Annotated in this window: 20 protein-coding genes; 3 read left to right on the plus strand and 17 right to left on the minus strand. The window is 68.5% G+C overall.

Translation table 11 applies throughout. The annotated features are described in order from the left end of the window. Positions 1-11: 11 nt before the first annotated feature. The gene (locus H9L21_RS10375; protein ID WP_187411435.1) at positions 12-380 is read left to right on the plus strand and encodes a hypothetical protein; all 369 of its coding nucleotides are present in this window, start codon (positions 12-14) and stop codon (positions 378-380) included. Beyond that, positions 377-1,054, plus strand: coding sequence for an endonuclease NucS (nucS, locus tag H9L21_RS10380; protein WP_187411436.1), 678 nt, complete (start codon positions 377-379; stop codon positions 1,052-1,054). Before H9L21_RS10375 ends, nucS begins: the two co-directional genes overlap by 4 nt. 12 nt (positions 1,055-1,066) lie before the next feature. Here nucS and H9L21_RS10385 read toward each other — a convergent pair whose 3' ends face one another. Both H9L21_RS10385 and H9L21_RS10390 read right to left on the minus strand, forming a co-directional pair. Further along, positions 1,067-2,005 carry an endonuclease/exonuclease/phosphatase family protein gene (locus H9L21_RS10385; protein WP_154596959.1) on the minus strand — a complete coding sequence of 313 codons (939 nt, stop codon included), beginning with the start codon at positions 2,003-2,005 and terminating at the stop codon, positions 1,067-1,069. Between the two features lie 3 nt (positions 2,006-2,008). Then, positions 2,009-2,533 carry a ferritin gene (locus H9L21_RS10390; RefSeq protein WP_154596958.1) on the minus strand — a complete coding sequence of 175 codons (525 nt, stop codon included), beginning with the start codon at positions 2,531-2,533 and terminating at the stop codon, positions 2,009-2,011. Between the two features lie 51 nt (positions 2,534-2,584). Here H9L21_RS10390 and H9L21_RS10395 point away from each other — a divergent pair, with 51 nt between their 5' ends. Continuing rightward, positions 2,585-2,779 carry a hypothetical protein gene (locus H9L21_RS10395; RefSeq protein WP_187411437.1) on the plus strand — a complete coding sequence of 65 codons (195 nt, stop codon included), beginning with the start codon at positions 2,585-2,587 and terminating at the stop codon, positions 2,777-2,779. A gap of 91 nt (positions 2,780-2,870) precedes the next feature. Here the strand turns inward: H9L21_RS10395 and H9L21_RS10400 are convergent, their stop codons facing one another. The 15 genes from H9L21_RS10400 to H9L21_RS10465 form a co-directional block, all read right to left on the minus strand. Next, positions 2,871-4,856 carry a protein meaA gene (locus H9L21_RS10400; RefSeq protein WP_154596957.1) on the minus strand — a complete coding sequence of 662 codons (1,986 nt, stop codon included), beginning with the start codon at positions 4,854-4,856 and terminating at the stop codon, positions 2,871-2,873. A 69-nt stretch (positions 4,857-4,925) separates the two neighbouring features. Then, positions 4,926-5,507, minus strand: a complete 582-nt coding sequence (locus H9L21_RS10405) for a cob(I)yrinic acid a,c-diamide adenosyltransferase (protein WP_154596956.1) — start codon at positions 5,505-5,507, stop codon at positions 4,926-4,928. 32 nt (positions 5,508-5,539) lie between these two features. Then, positions 5,540-5,668 carry a hypothetical protein gene (locus H9L21_RS15490; protein ID WP_255467034.1) on the minus strand — a complete coding sequence of 43 codons (129 nt, stop codon included), beginning with the start codon at positions 5,666-5,668 and terminating at the stop codon, positions 5,540-5,542. Positions 5,669-5,732: 64 nt separating this feature from the next. After that, a complete protein-coding gene (locus H9L21_RS10410) occupies positions 5,733-6,179 on the minus strand; it encodes a DUF2550 domain-containing protein (protein WP_154596955.1) in 447 nt (148 codons plus the stop codon). A gap of 23 nt (positions 6,180-6,202) precedes the next feature. Further along, positions 6,203-6,574, minus strand: coding sequence for a F0F1 ATP synthase subunit epsilon (locus H9L21_RS10415; RefSeq protein WP_154596954.1), 372 nt, complete (start codon positions 6,572-6,574; stop codon positions 6,203-6,205). 11 nt (positions 6,575-6,585) lie between these two features. Then, the gene (gene atpD / locus H9L21_RS10420) at positions 6,586-8,040 is read right to left on the minus strand and encodes a F0F1 ATP synthase subunit beta (RefSeq protein ID WP_154596953.1); all 1,455 of its coding nucleotides are present in this window, start codon (positions 8,038-8,040) and stop codon (positions 6,586-6,588) included. A gap of 10 nt (positions 8,041-8,050) precedes the next feature. Further along, complete coding sequence (locus H9L21_RS10425) at positions 8,051-8,980, minus strand: F0F1 ATP synthase subunit gamma (RefSeq protein ID WP_154596952.1); 930 nt, start codon at positions 8,978-8,980, stop codon at positions 8,051-8,053. Positions 8,981-8,982: 2 nt separating this feature from the next. Further along, entirely contained in the window at positions 8,983-10,626 is a 1,644-nt protein-coding gene (gene atpA / locus H9L21_RS10430) for a F0F1 ATP synthase subunit alpha (RefSeq protein WP_154596951.1), read from the minus strand. A gap of 39 nt (positions 10,627-10,665) precedes the next feature. Beyond that, entirely contained in the window at positions 10,666-11,469 is an 804-nt protein-coding gene (locus H9L21_RS10435; protein WP_154596950.1) for a F0F1 ATP synthase subunit delta, read from the minus strand. Next, positions 11,469-12,011, minus strand: a complete 543-nt coding sequence (locus tag H9L21_RS10440) for a F0F1 ATP synthase subunit B (protein ID WP_154596949.1) — start codon at positions 12,009-12,011, stop codon at positions 11,469-11,471. The genes H9L21_RS10435 and H9L21_RS10440 overlap by 1 nt, the downstream gene beginning before the upstream one ends. After that, positions 12,011-12,229: an ATP synthase subunit C-like protein gene (locus tag H9L21_RS10445; protein WP_154597178.1), complete on the minus strand. Its 219-nt coding sequence runs from the start codon at positions 12,227-12,229 to the stop codon at positions 12,011-12,013. The genes H9L21_RS10440 and H9L21_RS10445 overlap by 1 nt, the downstream gene beginning before the upstream one ends. Before the next feature lie 63 nt (positions 12,230-12,292). Then, the gene (atpB, locus tag H9L21_RS10450; protein WP_187411438.1) at positions 12,293-13,105 is read right to left on the minus strand and encodes a F0F1 ATP synthase subunit A; all 813 of its coding nucleotides are present in this window, start codon (positions 13,103-13,105) and stop codon (positions 12,293-12,295) included. Between the two features lie 125 nt (positions 13,106-13,230). After that, positions 13,231-13,641, minus strand: a complete 411-nt coding sequence (locus tag H9L21_RS10455) for a hypothetical protein (protein ID WP_154596947.1) — start codon at positions 13,639-13,641, stop codon at positions 13,231-13,233. Continuing rightward, positions 13,638-14,762 (minus strand): MraY family glycosyltransferase, encoded by a 1,125-nt coding sequence (locus H9L21_RS10460; protein ID WP_187411439.1) that lies wholly within the window; start codon positions 14,760-14,762, stop codon positions 13,638-13,640. Before H9L21_RS10460 ends, H9L21_RS10455 begins: the two co-directional genes overlap by 4 nt. After that, positions 14,755-15,408, minus strand: a complete 654-nt coding sequence (locus H9L21_RS10465) for an L-threonylcarbamoyladenylate synthase (RefSeq protein WP_154596946.1) — start codon at positions 15,406-15,408, stop codon at positions 14,755-14,757. Before H9L21_RS10465 ends, H9L21_RS10460 begins: the two co-directional genes overlap by 8 nt. Positions 15,409-15,465: the final 57 nt, after the last annotated feature.

Below are 15,465 nucleotides of genomic sequence, written 5' to 3' on the forward strand. Positions count from 1 at the left end.
ATGGGAGTCCCATGTCCTCACGTCTCGTTGCGACTGTCGCCGCGACAGCCCTCCTCGCGGCCCTGGCCGGATGCGCCAAGGACGAGCCCGCCACGCCTGCCGCGCCGACCACCCAGACGCCCAGCGCGACCGTTCCCTCGAACGATCCGCGGATGGATCTCGTGGGGTCGTGGCGTGCCGACGAGGCCAACTGGACGGTGCACTTCGCCGAGGACGGCACGTTCACCGAGGACTTCGAGGGCAACGTCGACTTCCGCCGCGGGAAGTACCGCGTCGAGGACGATCTGGTCTTCCTCGAGGGCGACGACGGCGAGACGACCGAGGGCGAGATCTCGGGCGACACCATCAACTTCAAGCTCGGGATGCTCGAGCGCCTGTGAGGATCGTCGTCGCCCGCTGCCAGGTCGACTACGCCGGCCGGCTGACGGCCCACCTGCCGCTGGCCCTGCGCGTCATCATGGTCAAGTCCGACGGTTCGGTGCTGATCCACGCCGACGGCGGCTCGTACAAGCCGCTCAACTGGATGAGCCCGCCGTGCACGCTGCGTGAGGGCATCGCCGAGGACGGCGTGCCCGAGTGGACCGTCACGGCCAAGAAGACCGACGACACGCTGCGGATCCGTCTCGAGGAGGTCCTGCACGACTCCGAGCACGAGCTCGGGATCGATCCGGGCCTGCAGAAGGACGGCGTCGAGAAGCACCTGCAGGAGCTCCTGGCCGAGCACACCGATGCCCTCGAGGACGGCATGGCGCTCGTCCGGCGCGAGTACATGACCGCGATCGGACCGGTGGACCTGCTGTGCCGCGACGCGGCCGGCGGCTCGGTGGCGGTCGAGATCAAGCGCCGTGGCGACATCGACGGCGTCGAGCAGCTGACCCGCTACCTCGAGCTGATGAACCGCGACCCCAAGCTGCGGCCGGTCCGCGGCATCTTCGCCGCGCAGGAGATCAAGCCCCAGGCCCGCACGCTGGCCAAGGACCGCGGCATCGACTGCGTCATCGTCGACTACGACGAGTTGCGCGGCCTCGACGACCCGAGCCTGCGCCTGTTCTGACCCCGCGGTCGCTCAGCGGCTGCAGATCCGCAGGTCGGCCCAGACCGCGCGATGGTCGGTGCCGTCGATGTCCTCGGTGCCCGAGCCCTTCACGCTCAGGCCACGCACCAGCACATGGTCGATGTCGGCGAAGGGCGGGTAGGCACGATCCAGTGGCCAGGTCGACGTGGGCCACCAGCCGGCCGTGTCGTACATCCCGCGCTTGGCGTCGCGGAACGGCGCATGGGCGGACGAGGCGTTGAAGTCCCCCGCCATGACGAGCGGGCGGCCCCGGTTGGCCCGCTGCCACTGCCCCAGCTCCATCAGGCCCGTGCGCCAGTCCTGCAGCCAGTCATCGACCGGCGGCTTCGGATGGACGCCCCGCACGAGCACCGGGGTGCCGCCGACGTCGACCGACATCGCCGGCTGCTGGAAGATCTCGGCCTCGCCGGCGGGCACGTCGACCCGGGTCGCGGGGTACCGCGAGAGGATCACGGTCCCCTCGGTGTCGCGGCTCTCGGGGGTCTGGCCGCTGCGGTGGGTGAACCGCCGGCCCGCTTCGGTCGCCGCCAGCTTCGCGATCATCGGCTCCGTGGCCTCCGGCATCACCAGGACGTCGATGTCGTGCCGCTGGACGGCCGCGGCGAGCTGGGCGACGTCGGCATCGCCGTAGTACGCGTTGAGGGCCATCACGGCCAGGCGGCCGTCACCGGCATCGCAGTCCGGGCGGTTGCTGACGTTGACGATGGTCACGAGGGCGACCGCGATCGCCACGAGGTTCGTGCCGCAGGCGAACCATGCCCGCGTCACGAGGCTCGCGACGATCCCCACGACCGCAGCCGCGATCCAGACCTTGCCGAGCGCCTGGACGGCGGGGAGCCAGGACGGCTCGACCCGATCCACCCACGGCGTCGCCGCGAGGACCAGCAGGGCCACCGCGACGACGGCCAGGAGCAGCCGGACGACCCTCACGCGTCAGGCGCCCGCGATCGGCGGCGCGGTGGGGTCGGAGGCCTCACCGGTCTCCTCGCGCGCGATCCAGTCCTCGATGCGCTCGTAGTCGTGCTTGGAACGGGTGACCACGGCCAGCAGGTCGCTCATCTTGGCGACCTCCTCGACCTGCTCCTTGATGAACCACTGCATGAACTGGTCGGAGGCGAAGTCGTTGTCGTCCCGGGCGATCCGCGTGAGCTCGTTGATCTGGCTCGTGACGCGCTTCTCCTGGTCCAGGGCGACCTGGACCGGCTCGACGACGTCCGCGAAGTCCATCCGCGGGGCGGCGAGCGCGGGAATGACGATCGGCTGGTCCTGATCGAGCAGGTACTGAATCATCATCATCGCGTGATCGCGCTCCTCGACGGCCTGGGCGTAGAACAGCGCAGCCATCTGCGGCATCGTCAGCGCGTCGTAGTAGGTCGCGATGCCCACGTACTGCTGGTGCGCACTGAACTCGTGCCCGATCTGGTCCTGCAGGGCCCTGACGAACTGCTCGGAAGCCATGTTCACTCCTTCGGCTAGGACAGCCTAACCTCGCGCTGTACCGTGGTTGTCGTGCCGAAGCCGCCGAAGAAGAAGTGCTGCGTCAGCAAGCCTCGCTGCAAGCGCTGCCCCATCCGCATGATGGCCGACGGCACCCTCCCGGACGGCTACACCGTCAAGAAGCGCAAGCTGGTCAAGGTCGGGGACAAGAAGAAGAACAAGAAGTCCTCCAAGTCCAAGACCAAGACCAAGCCGTTGGCGGCCTGACCTCTTCGACTACTTCGATCACGGTCGAGCCTAGGGGCCCGAGGGCCCCCGTGCCACGAAGGACAGGCGTGCCTTCCCGCCGTGTCTCGACTCAGACGGGCAGGTCGTTGGCCTTGCGGATCTCGTCGACGACGCGGCTCATGATGTCGGTCATGCCGAAGTCCTTGGGCGTGAAGACCGCGGCGATGCCGGCGGCCTCCAGCTTGCGGCCGTCGGAGTCCGGGATGATCCCGCCGACGATGACCGGCACGTTCGTCAGACCGGCGTCGGCCAGACCTTTTTGGACATCGGGCACCAGCTCCATGTGCGACCCGGACAGGATCGACAGGCCCACGACGTGGACGTCCTCGGCGACGGCGGCCGCGACGATCTGCTCGGGCGTCAGACGGATGCCCTGGTAGATCACCTCGAACCCGGCGTCACGGGCACGCACGGCGACCTGCTCGGCGCCGTTGGAGTGCCCGTCCAGACCCGGCTTGCCGACCAGGAAGCGCAGGCGACCGCCCAGCTCCTCGCCGGTCTGGCGCACCTTCTCGCGGACGGCGGTCAACTCGGTTCCGGCCTCGGCCACGCCACTGACTCCTGACACGCCCGTGGGCGCTCGGTACTCGCCGAAGACCTCGCGCAGGGCCCCGGCCCACTCCCCCACCGTCGCGCCGGCGCGCACGGCGTCCAGCGTCGCGGCCATGAGGTTCTGATCGGTCTTGGCCTGCTGCTGCAGCGCCTCCAGCGCCGCGTCGACGGCCTGCTGGTCGCGCTGGTCGCGCCACTGCTGCACGTCGGCGATGGCGTTGGCCTCGGCCTGCGGATCGGCGACCATGATCGCCGCGTCGAGATCGGCCGTCAGCGGGGACGGCTCGGTCTCGGTGTAGCAGTTCAGGCCGACGACCTTCATCTCGCCGGACTCGATGCGAGCGCGCCGCTCGGCGTGCGAGGTGACGAGCTCCTGCTTCATGTAGCCCGACACGACGGCCGCGACCGCGCCGCCCATGGCCTGGACGCGGTCGATCTCGGCCTTCGCGCCCTCGACGAGCTCGTCGACCTTGGCCTCGATCACGTGCGAGCCGTCGAAGATGTCGCCGTACTCGAGCAGGTCGGACTCGAAGGCCAACACCTGCTGCAGCCGCAGCGACCACTGCTGGTCCCACGGACGCGGCAGACCCAGCGCCTCGTTCCACGCGGGCAGCTGGACCGCACGGGCGCGAGCGTCCTTGCTCAGCGTGACGCCGAGCATCTCCAGGACGATGCGCTGCACGTTGTTCTCGGGCTGCGCCTCGGTCAGTCCCAGCGAGTTCACCTGCACGCCGTAGCGGAACCGGCGCATCTTCGGGTCGGTGACGCCGTAGCGGTCGCGGGTGATCTCCTCCCACAGCCGGCCGAAGGCGCGCATCTTGCACATCTCCTCGACGAACCGCACGCCGGCGTTGACGAAGAACGAGATGCGCCCGACGACCTGCTCGAACTGGTCGTCCGGCACCTGGCCGGAGTCCTTCACGGCGTCCAGCACCGCGATGGCGGTGCTCATCGCGAACGCGAGCTCCTGCACGGGCGTCGCGCCGGCCTCCTGCAGGTGGTAGCTGCAGATGTTGAGCGGATTCCACTTCGGGATCGTCGACACCGTGTAGGCGATCATGTCGGTGGTCAGCCGCAGCGACGCCTCGGGCGGGAACACGTAGGTGCCCCGCGAGAGGTACTCCTTGATGATGTCGTTCTGCGTCGTGCCGGCCAGCGCGGCGGGCTCGACGCCCTGCTCCTCGGCGGCGACCTGGTACATGGCCAGCAGCCACATCGCGGTCGCGTTGATCGTCATCGAGGTGTTCATCTCCGACAGCGGGATGTCCTCGAACAGACGCCGCATCGCGCCCAGGTGCGGGATCGGCACACCGACCTTGCCCACCTCGCCGCGCGAGAGCACGTGGTCGGGGTCGTACCCCGTCTGGGTCGGCAGGTCGAACGCGACCGACAGACCGGTCTGACCCTTCGCGAGATTGCGCCGGTAGAGCGCGTTGGACTCGGCGGCGGAGCTGTGGCCGGCGTAGGTTCGCATCACCCACGGGCGATCAGGCTGCACTGACATGGGCCTAGGGTACCGCCCGGTAGCACCGCCCGAACGTGGGCCACCTCACGTCGGACGGGCCGTGCGGGATCAGGCGCCGGTGCGGTCCCCGCCGGGCACCCAGAGCACGTCGCCGTGCTCACGATTGGCGTAGCGGCCCAGGATGAACAGCAGGTCGCTGAGGCGGTTGAGGTACTTCGCCACGAGCACGTTCACGGTCGCGCCGTGCTGCTCGATGGCGGCCCAGGCGGCGCGCTCGGCGCGGCGGACCACGGTGCGCGCGACATGCAGCTGCGAGGCGGCCATCGTGCCGCCGGGAAGGATGAAGGAGTCGAGCTTGGGGACATCGGCGTTGAACCGGTCGCACCACTGCTCGAGCCGCTCGACGTAGTCGGGCTCGACGCGCAGCGGCTCGTACTTCGGTTCGGCCACGACGGGGTTGCCCACGTCCGACCCGAGGTCGAACAGGTCGTTCTGGACGTGGGTCAACACCGCCGTGACATCCGCATCGAGCTCGCCCGTGGCCAGGGCCACGCCGATCTGGCTGTTCGCCTCGTCGACGTCCGCGTAGACCACCAGACGGAGGTCGTTCTTGGACGTGCGCGAGAAATCGACGAGATTCGTCGTTCCGTCGTCGCCGGTGCGGGTGTAGATCTTCGTCAGGTGAACCATGGGCTCACCCTAGGGGCGAGGTGCCCCGTCGGTCACATCCAGTCGATACCGAGGGTGCGAACCTTGAACGAGGACGTGTCGTCGGCAGCCTGCGCGGGCGAGGCGGCGACGCCGGCAGCGACGGTCAGGGCGAGCAGCGTGGCAGCAATGATCTTCTTCATGTGTCCAAGTGTGGACGCTCGCGGGGGCAGCGGCAACCGAAATGCACAGATCCGGACACCCGAGTCACAGGACGTTGTTGACGCCGCGTCCCGGCGGCGAGGACTCGAGCCACGACAGCAGCCCGGTCAGGGAATTGGGGCTCAGCGCGAACTGCGCGATGCCCTCGGCGTTCTCGGTGCAGACGACGATGTGACCGTCGTGCAACGCGTACTCCTCGGCCCCCTCCGGATCCCGGCGGCCCTCGATCAGGACCTGGCCGCGGACGAAGCGGTAGCGGGGCTTGGGCGAGAAGGAGAACGTGCGGTACCAGTCGATGCGGTCGTCGCCATAGACCGCGACGCCGAGCATCCAGCCTGCGGCTGAATGCTCGGCGCCTCGATTGACGCTCAACTCGAACGTGACACCCTTACGGGCGATCCACCGCCGCCTCGCGACGATCGCGCCCACCAGGAGCACGCCCAACACGACGATGATCGCGAGGGAGTCGACCAGCCACATCCACAGCGGCATGACTCACTTCCTCGCGATCACCATCAGGACGCCTTGCCGACCAGGCGCAGCTTCGCCTCGGCGCGGCGGACCCCGAGTCCGTCCTCCGACGAACGAGCCTCGTCGAGCTCGGCGGTGACCGCCGACTCGTCGACCTCGTCGGCCAGGAAGATGTCCTCGGACAGGATCGACACCCGGTCGGCAGCGACGGACACGAAGCCCTCGCTGACGGCCGCGCGGACGACCTCACCGTCGACGGGATGAATCTCGACGACACCGGGCACCAACAGCGACAGCAGCGGCGCGTGGCCGGAGAGCACGCCGATGTCACCCTCGGCGGTACGGGCGATGACCTCACGGGCCTCGCCCGACCACACGATGCGGTCGGCGGCGACGAGCTCGATCTGCAGTGTCATGTCAGCGGGCCTCAGAGGTTCTTCTGGATGTCGGCCCACTTCTTGTCGACGTCGTCCAGACCGCCGCACATGAAGAACGCCTGCTCGGCCACGTGGTCGTAGTCGCCGTCACAGATCTTGGTGAAGGCGTCGATCGTCTCGTCGAGCGGGACGGTCGAACCCTCGATGCCGGTGAACTGCTTGGCCACGTAGGTGTTCTGCGAGAGGAACCGCTGGATACGACGCGCGCGCGACACGATCGTCTTGTCCTCTTCGCTGAGCTCGTCGACACCGAGGATCGCGATGATGTCCTGGAGCTCCTGGTTGCGCTGCAGGATGCCCTTGACCCGGTTCGCCGTCGCGTAGTGATCCGCCGCGATGTAGCGGGGATCGAGGATGCGCGATGTCGAGGTCAGCGGGTCCACGGCCGGGTAGATGCCCAGCGACGCGATCTCGCGGCTCAGCTCGGTCGTGGCGTCCAGGTGCGCGAACGTCGTGGCCGGGGCCGGGTCGGTGTAGTCGTCGGCGGGAACGTAGATCGCCTGCATCGACGTGATCGAGTGACCACGCGTCGAGGTGATGCGCTCCTGCAGCACGCCCATCTCGTCGGCCAGGGTGGGCTGGTAGCCCACGGCCGAGGGAACGCGACCCAGCAGGGTCGAGACCTCGGAACCGGCCTGCGTGAAGCGGAAGATGTTGTCGATGAACAGCAGCACGTCCTGGCCCTGCACGTCGCGGAAGTACTCCGCCATCGTCAGTGCGGACAGCGCCACGCGCAGACGCGCTCCCGGCGGCTCGTCCATCTGGCCGAAGACCAGCGCGACCTTGTCCAGGACGCCGGACTCCTCCATCTCGACGATGAGGTCGTTGCCCTCGCGGGTGCGCTCGCCGACACCGGCGAACACCGACACGCCGTCGTGGTCCTTGGCGACGCGGGCGATCATCTCCTGGATCAGCACGGTCTTGCCGACGCCGGCGCCACCGAACAGGCCGATCTTGCCGCCGAGCACGTACGGCGTCAGCAGGTCGATGACCTTGATGCCGGTCTGGAACATCTCGGTCTTGGACTCGAGCTGGTCGAAGGCCGGAGCCTTGCGGTGGATGCCCCAGCGCTCCTTGACCTCCCAGGTCTCACCCTCGGCCAGGTTCATGACCTGACCGGTGGTGTTGAAGACCTTGCCCAGGGTCTGGTCGCCGACGGGGACCGAGATCGGCTCCCCCGTGTTGGTGACCGGGGTGCCGCGGACGACACCGTCGGTGGGACGCAGGCTGATGGCGCGGACCATGCCGTCACCGATGTGCTGCGCGACCTCGAGGGTCAGCGTCTCCTTGGTGCCGGCGACCTCCGTGTCGACCAGCAGTGCGTTGTAGATCTCGGGCATCTGGTCGGCCGGGAACTCGATGTCGAGCACCGGGCCGATGACGCGGGCGACCCGGCCGGTGACAGCGGCCTTGTCGGTGGTGGTCTCTTCGACGGTTGCAGTCATGGTGTCTTCCTCAATCGGACGCGGAGGCCTCGGCGAGCGCGTTCGCGCCACCCACGATCTCGCTGATTTCTTGGGTGATGCCGGCCTGGCGAGCCTGGTTCGCCAGTCGGGTGTACTTCTCGATCAGGTCCTGCGCGTTGTCGGTCGCGGACTTCATGGCCTTCTGACGTGCGGCCAGCTCGGAGGCGGCCGCCTGCAGCAGGCAGGAGTAGATGCGGCTGTAGAGGTACTTGGGCAGAACCGCCTCGAGGACCTCGGCAGCGCTCGGCTCGAACTCGTACAGAGGCAGGGCCTCGGCCTCGTCCGGCGTCTCCTCGCCCTCGACGATCTCGAGCGGGAACAGGCGGATGACCGTCGGCTCCTGCACCAGCATCGACTTGAAGCGCGTGTAGACGACGTAGAGCTCGTCGACGGCGGCGACCGGGTCGACCGCCTCCTCAGCACTCTCGTGCTGGGCGCCACGGGAGATCAGCTCGTCGCCGATGGCGCGCGCGTCGTCGTACGTCGGCTTGTCCGAGAAGCCCGTCCAGGACGTCTCGAACTCGCGCTGGCGGAAGTTGAAGTACTGCTCCGCCTTGCGACCGGCCAGGAAGTACGAGACCTGCTTGCCCTCGCCGCGCAGACGCTCGGCCAGCTGCTCGGTCTCCTTGAGCACGCTCGACGCGTACGCACCGGCCAGACCGCGATCGCTGGCGATCACGAGGATCGCGGCGCGTTCGGCGTTCGGGTTCTCGGTGGTCAGCACGTGCTCGATGTTGGAGAACGTGGCCAGGGCCGACACCGCACGCGTGAGTTCACGCGCGTACGGTGCGGCCGCTGCCGCGTGCTGCTGAGCCTTGATGATCCGCGACGCGGCGATCAACTCCATCGCACGCGTGATCTTCTTGGTCGACTGCGTCGACCTGATCTTCGCGCGGTACTCGCGGAGTGAGACAGCCATCGTCAGCCTCGCTTCTGCCGGACGATCTGCTCCTGCTCGACCTCTTCGTCGGCCAGCGCGTCGAACTCCTCGTGCCCGGGCTTGATCGACGCACCCTCGCTCGTCTGGAACTGGTCCAGGAACGAGTCGTAGGCACCGTCGAGAGCCTCGGCGCTGGAGTCCTCGAACTTGCCGCTCTCGCGGATCGCGTCCAGGACACCGGAGTGCGAGCGCTTGACGTAGTCCAGGAACTCCGCCTCGAAGCGGTGGACGTCCGAGACCGGCACCGCGTCCAGCTTGCCCGTCGTGGCGGCCCAGATCGAGACGACCTGCTGCTCCATCGGGAACGGGTTGTACTGGGCCTGCTTGAACAGCTCCATGAGGCGCTGACCACGGGCGAGCTGAGCCTTCGACGCCGCGTCGAGGTCGGACGCGAACATCGCGAACGCCTCCATGGCGCGGTACTGGGCGAGCTCGACCTTGAGCGAGCCGGTGACGGCCTTCATCGCCTTGGTCATCGCCGAGCCACCGACGCGCGACACCGAGATGCCGACGTCGACCGCGGGACGCTGGTTGGCGTTGAACAGGTCCGACTGCAAGAAGATCTGGCCGTCGGTGATCGAGATGACGTTCGTCGGGATGTACGCCGAGACGTCGTTGGCCTTCGTCTCGATGATCGGCAGGCCGGTCATCGAGCCGGCACCCAGCTCGTCGCTGAGCTTGGCGCAACGCTCGAGCAGCCGCGAGTGCAGGTAGAAGACGTCGCCCGGGTAGGCCTCGCGGCCCGGCGGACGGCGCAGCAGCAGCGACACGGCGCGGTAGGCCTCGGCCTGCTTCGACAGGTCGTCGAAGATGATCAGAACGTGCTTGCCCGAGTACATCCAGTGCTGGCCGATGGCCGAGCCGGTGTACGGGGCGAGGTACTTGAAGCCGGCCGAGTCCGAGGCGGGAGCCGCGACGATGGTCGTGTACTCCAGCGCGCCGGCCTCCTCGAGGGCGCCACGGACCGACGCGATGGTCGAGCCCTTCTGGCCGATGCCCACGTAGATGCAGCGGACCTGCTTCGTCGGATCGCCCGACTCCCAGAATTCCTTCTGGTTGATGATCGTGTCGATCGCGATGGCGGTCTTGCCGGTCTGACGGTCACCGATGATCAGCTGACGCTGGCCACGGCCGACCGGGGTCAGCGAGTCGATCGCCTTGAGGCCGGTCATCAGCGGCTCGTGCACGCTCTTGCGCTGCATGACGTTCGGCGCCTGGAGCTCGAGCGCACGACGACCCTCGAGGCCGGTGATCTCGCCGAGGCCGTCGATCGGGTTGCCCAGCGGGTCGACCACGCGGCCGAGGTAGCCCTCGCCGACGGGGACCGAGAGGACCTCGCCCGTGCGCTTGACCTTCTGGCCCTCTTCGATGCCCTCGAAGTCACCGAGGATGACGACGCCGATCTGGCGGACGTCGAGGTTCAACGCGAGACCCAGGGTGCCGTCGTCGAACTCGAGCAGTTCGTTGGCCATCGCCGAGGGAAGTCCCTCGACCTGCGCGATGCCGTCGGCCGCCGACGCGACGACGCCGACTTCTTCGGCCTCGCCCTGCGTCGGGGTGTAGTCCGACACGAACTTCTGCAACGCGTCGCGGATCTCCTCCGGACGAATCGAGAGTTCAGTCATGCTGTGTGCCTGCCTTCTTGTGCGAACGGTGCGTTCTGGTCAGCCTGCGATGCGCCGGCGGGCGGCCTCGAGGCGGGTGGACATGGTGGCGTCGACGACCTCGTCGCCCACGGAGACGGCGATGCCGCCGATGACGGACGGATCGACCACGGTGTTGAGTTGGATCGATCGGCCGTACCGCCGCGACAGTGCCGCGGTGAGCCGGTCGCGCTCGGCGTCATCGAGCTCGTACGCGACACGCGCCACGGCGACGAGACGATCCTCGCGCGCCGCGACCTGCCGGCTGAAGATGTCGAGGACCCGCTCGAAGGAGCCGGTCCGTGCCACCGCCGCCTGCGTCAGCAGGGCCAGCGTAGCGCTGGAGACCTTGCCACCGAAGACGTCGCGCAACAGCGTGGTCTTGGCCCCGACCGGAACGGACCGGTCCGAGATGACCTGACGCAGCTCGGCCGAGCCGTGGATGACCTGGCCGGCCTCGAAGAGCTCGTTCTCGAGCACGTCGCCCTGACCGGCCGCATCCGCGGACCGCGTGTACGCCGCGACCCCGGCGATCTCGAGACCGTCGGTCAGGTCACGTCCTGCGGCCCAGCGACCGGCGACGGCCGCCTCGAGCACCGAGACGGTGTCCGCGCCGACCTTGCCGCCGAAGATCCCGGCGACGAGCGAACGCTTGCCCTCGGTCTCGATCGACGGATCACTCAGGAGGCGACGTGCCGCGATGGCACCATCGAGGGCCGCGACGACGCCGAACAGCTCGGCGCCGACCTGCGCCGCCGACGAACCCGGCACCGCGGAGACCGCGGACAGGGTCGCGTCGAGCGACTTGGCAGACGATCCACGCATCAGTTCGCCGACCCCTCGAGCTCGTCCATGAAGCGCTGAACGGAGCGACGCTGCGCATCGGTGTCGGCGAGGGTCTCACCGACGATCCGAGCCGCGAGCTCGGTGGCCATGCCGCCGACCTCGGACTTGAGCTGCGCGATCGCCTGCTGGCGTTCGGCGGCGATCTGCGCCTGAGCAGCCGACAGAATCCGCTGGGACTCTGCCTGGGCCTGCTCGCGCATCTCGACGACGATCTGGGCACCCTGCTCGCGCGCCTCCTCGCGGATGGCGGCGGCTTCGTGCCGCGCCTCGGCCAGCTGCGCCGTGTACTTCTCCAGCGCTGCCTGCGCCTCGTTCTGGGCCGCCTGCGCCTCCTCGATGCCACCCTCGATCTCGGCGGTACGCGCGGCGTACGCCTTCTCGAAGTTGGGCACCACGTACTTCGTCATGAGCGCGACGAGCGCCACGAAGAAGATCAGTCCCCAGATGATCTCGGGGAGGTGCGGGATCAGCGGGTTGGGCTCTTCGCCCTCCGCCGCTGCCGCCAGGAGGATGGCCTTCATCAGATGGCGAACGCGAGCGCGATGCCGATGATCGCGAGAGCCTCAGCCAGAGCAAAGCCCAGAATGGCGATGGTCTGGAGACGACCCTGGACCTCGGGCTGACGGGCGACGCCGTTGATGTACGCGGCGAAGATCAGACCGACGGCAATACCGGGGCCCACGGTGGCGAGACCGTAGCCGAGCATGTTGAGGGAGCCTTCCACGGCTTGTCCTTTCATTGTGACGCGCATCGGCGTCGGTGGTGGTAACTCGTGAGGCTATGAAGTTGTCAGTTCGCGGACTCAGTGCTCGTCCGCGATCGCCCCGCCCACGTAGATCGCGGTCAACAGGGTGAAGACGTAGGCCTGCAGGAACATGATCAACACTTCCAGCACGCTGATGAGCAGGAACATCACGCCCGAGCCGAGGCCGGACAGGATGTGCAGACCGCCCTTGTCGAACATCAGGTAGTGCGAGCCCATCGAGAACAGGATCAGGAGCAGGTGGCCGGCGAACATCGTGGCGAACAGACGCAGGGCCAGCGTGAGCGGGCGGACCAGGATGTTGGAGACGAACTCCAGCGGGATCAACAGCGCGAGCACCGGGCCCTTGATGCCCGACGGCACCGTCTGGAGCTTGAGGTAGCCGAAGAAGCCGTGCTTGCGGATGCCGGCGCCGTTGTAGAGGAGCCAGGCGCACAGCGCGAGCGCGACCGGGAAGCCGATGCGCGCCGCCGACGGGAACTGCAGCACCGGGACCAGGCCGTAGTAGTTGTTCGCCAGAATGAAGGTGAAGAAGGAGAACAGGATCGGCATGTACGGCTTGAACTGATCCGACCCGATGTTGTCCCGGGCGAGGCCACGGACGAAGCCGTAGACGTACTCGCCGGCGAACTGCAGCCGGCCGGGGACGACTGCGGCGGGGCGAGCGGAGGCGGCGAAGAAGCCGGCGATCAGCACGACCGAGAGGGCCAGCAGCAGCATGGGCTTCGTGACGCCCAGGCCAGCGACCTCGAAGACGGCAGGAAGCTCGAAACTCGACGGTCCGGGGATGTACGGGCCATCACCCGAAGCGCGGAACTGGGACCCGGCGTTGAGGAGCGCGGTGTTGGTCACAGACCACCCTTTACATTCTGGCGCGGCCGGCAGCGCAGGCGCTGTACCGCTTCGGTCGACGTCGTTGGTGCGCAGTGTGTGCGCGGGCTGCGAGGCACGAGACTCACGCAGCGAGTACGAGATTATCAGGCGTCGTGTCGACCCCGGTCATCGAGGTCGTAGATGACGTGCCGAGCCCGCAGATCGGCGACCACGAGCCACGTCACGGCGAACAGTGAACCGCCGATGAGCGTCGCCGTGAACCACCGGTCGTCGAGATGGCGGCCGGGGCCCTGCGGGTCCAGCAGCACCAGCACCACGACACCCAGAGCGAGCACCTTCGTGCCGTAGAACAGCAGCGCGGCCGCCAGGGAGGCCCCGGGCAGGTACTGCGCGATCGGGCCCAGGACGACCTTGGTCGAGCCGAAGAAGACCACGACGATGACGGCGGCCAGAGCGGCGGCGAGGGCCGCGGCCCGACCACCGAGCAGTCCGGCGACACCCGCCCAGGCGGCGACCGTCAGCCCCACCGCCACGAGCCCGCTCCTGCGCTTCACGTCCACAGTCGCGACTCCAGCTTCGGGAGGAGGAAGATCGCCGCCGCGACGAGGGCGGTCAGCACGGCGATGGCGACGAAGAGCTGCCAGCCGCTGAACAGGCCGACCGCCACGACGCCGAAGGCCACGAGGGCCGCCGCCGCGTACATCAGCAGCACGGCACGACGGTGCGAGTGGCCGATCTCGAGCAGGCGGTGGTGGATGTGCATCTTGTCGGGACTGAACGGCGACCGCCCCGCACGGGTGCGGCGCAGCACGGCCAGGCCCATGTCCAGGAACGGGACGGTCAGGATCGCGAAGGGCAGGACGAGCGGCAGTATCGCCGCCGGGAGCAGACTCGAGTCGGCTCCGCCGATCCCCTCCGACAGGCTCGTGGCCGGGAACTGGCCCGTGAGACTGATCGAGGAGCAGGCCAGGACGAAGCCCAGCAGCATCGAGCCGGAGTCACCGATGAACATCCGGGCCGGGAAGAAGTTGTGCGGCAGGATCCCCAGGCAGGCGCCGGCCAGGCTGATGGTCAGGATCGCTGCCGCGACCGCGCGGGTCTCGCCGTTCTCGACCGCCAGGACGAAGGCGTAGAGGAAGAAGGCGATCGAGCCGATGGCCGCCATGCCGGCGGCCAGGCCGTCGAGACCGTCGACGAAGTTCATCGCGTTGGCCGTCGCCACGATCAGGAAGACCGTCAGGATCATCGCCTGGGCCTGGTCGAGTCCCAGGTACGTGTTCGGCAGTGGCAGGTAGACGAAATTCAGACCCATCGCCACGGTGATGACGCCCGCCAGCACCTGTCCGGCGAACTTGCTGAGCGCATCGAGCTCGAAGAGGTCGTCGATCACGCCGACCAGGCAGATCACGAAGCCGCCCACCAGCACCGCGCGCAGGTCGGTGAACAGCGATTCGTCGCCGCCGGACAGGAACGGCAGGTGCGTCGCGGTCAGGTAGGCCGCGAACAGACCACCGAGCATCGCCGGTCCGCCGAAGTACGGCGTCGGGATGGCATGCACGTCACGGTCACGAACCTTCGCGACGGCCCCGAAGTGCTGGGCGGTCTGACGCGCGATCGACGACAGCAGGTACGCCACGCCGATCGCCACACCGAAGACGACGAGGTACTCACGCACCGGCTCCACCGCCGGCGGGCTCGATCGTGTTGTTGTACGCGTGCAGCGTGGCCAGGTCGATCGCGCCCTGGCGCAGCACCCGCGGCACCGGACCGGTCACGTCGAGGATCGTGGAGGGCGTGGCACCGGTGGTGGGCCCGCCGTCGAGGTAGACCCGGACGCTCTCGCCGAGCATCGTCTCCGCCTCGTCGACCGACGTCGCCGCCGGCTGACCGCTGAGGTTGGCGCTGCTGACGGCGCTCGGCCCCGCCTGGCGCAGCACGGCGCGCGTGCGGTCGTCGTCGGGGACGCGCACGGCGACCGTCCCGTGGGTCTCCCCCAGGTCCCAGGTGAGCGACGGCTGCGCACGGAAGACCACCGTGAGCGGACCGGGCCACAGGTCGTCGAGCATCGTCTGCAGCCAGAGCGGCGGCCGCTCGGCGACGAGCGCGTCGAGCGTGGCCGGCTCGGCGATCAGGACCGGAGGCGGCATGTCCCGGCCCCGGCCCTTCGCCCGGAGCAGACCGGCGACGGCGGTCGCGTCGAACGCGTCGGCGGCGATCCCGTAGACGGTGTCGGTCGGCAGGACCACGAGCGCACCGTCGCGCAGGGCCGCCACCGCGGCCTCGACGCCGGCGTCGAGCTCGGTCGCGCAGTCGAACCTCATACTTCCAAGGTTAGGGGTCGGCGGCGGCACCCACGCGTGCGGCCACCGATGAATCGA

Origin of the sequence: Aeromicrobium senzhongii, assembly GCF_014334735.1 — a bacterium.
In the GTDB taxonomy this organism is placed as follows: Bacteria; Actinomycetota; Actinomycetes; order Propionibacteriales; family Nocardioidaceae; genus Aeromicrobium; species Aeromicrobium senzhongii.

Bases quoted from the DNA above. Each gene is read 5' to 3' on its own strand.
- H9L21_RS10375 (WP_187411435.1), top strand. From the start codon at position 12: ATGTCCTCACGTCTCGTTGCGACTGTCGCCGCGACAGCCCTCCTCGCG.
- H9L21_RS10390 (WP_154596958.1), bottom strand. From the start codon at position 2,533: ATGGCTTCCGAGCAGTTCGTCAGGGCCCTGCAGGACCAGATCGGGCAC.
- H9L21_RS10400 (WP_154596957.1), bottom strand. From the start codon at position 4,856: ATGTCAGTGCAGCCTGATCGCCCGTGGGTGATGCGAACCTACGCCGGC.
- H9L21_RS10405 (WP_154596956.1), bottom strand. From the start codon at position 5,507: ATGGTTCACCTGACGAAGATCTACACCCGCACCGGCGACGACGGAACG.
- H9L21_RS15490 (WP_255467034.1), bottom strand. From the start codon at position 5,668: ATGAAGAAGATCATTGCTGCCACGCTGCTCGCCCTGACCGTCGCTGCC.
- H9L21_RS10410 (WP_154596955.1), bottom strand. From the start codon at position 6,179: ATGCCGCTGTGGATGTGGCTGGTCGACTCCCTCGCGATCATCGTCGTG.
- H9L21_RS10415 (WP_154596954.1), bottom strand. From the start codon at position 6,574: ATGACACTGCAGATCGAGCTCGTCGCCGCCGACCGCATCGTGTGGTCG.
- atpD (WP_154596953.1), bottom strand. From the start codon at position 8,040: ATGACTGCAACCGTCGAAGAGACCACCACCGACAAGGCCGCTGTCACC.
- H9L21_RS10425 (WP_154596952.1), bottom strand. From the start codon at position 8,980: ATGGCTGTCTCACTCCGCGAGTACCGCGCGAAGATCAGGTCGACGCAG.
- atpA (WP_154596951.1), bottom strand. From the start codon at position 10,626: ATGACTGAACTCTCGATTCGTCCGGAGGAGATCCGCGACGCGTTGCAG.
- H9L21_RS10435 (WP_154596950.1), bottom strand. From the start codon at position 11,469: ATGCGTGGATCGTCTGCCAAGTCGCTCGACGCGACCCTGTCCGCGGTC.
- H9L21_RS10440 (WP_154596949.1), bottom strand. From the start codon at position 12,011: ATGAAGGCCATCCTCCTGGCGGCAGCGGCGGAGGGCGAAGAGCCCAAC.
- H9L21_RS10445 (WP_154597178.1), bottom strand. From the start codon at position 12,229: ATGAAAGGACAAGCCGTGGAAGGCTCCCTCAACATGCTCGGCTACGGT.
- H9L21_RS10465 (WP_154596946.1), bottom strand. From the start codon at position 15,408: ATGAGGTTCGACTGCGCGACCGAGCTCGACGCCGGCGTCGAGGCCGCG.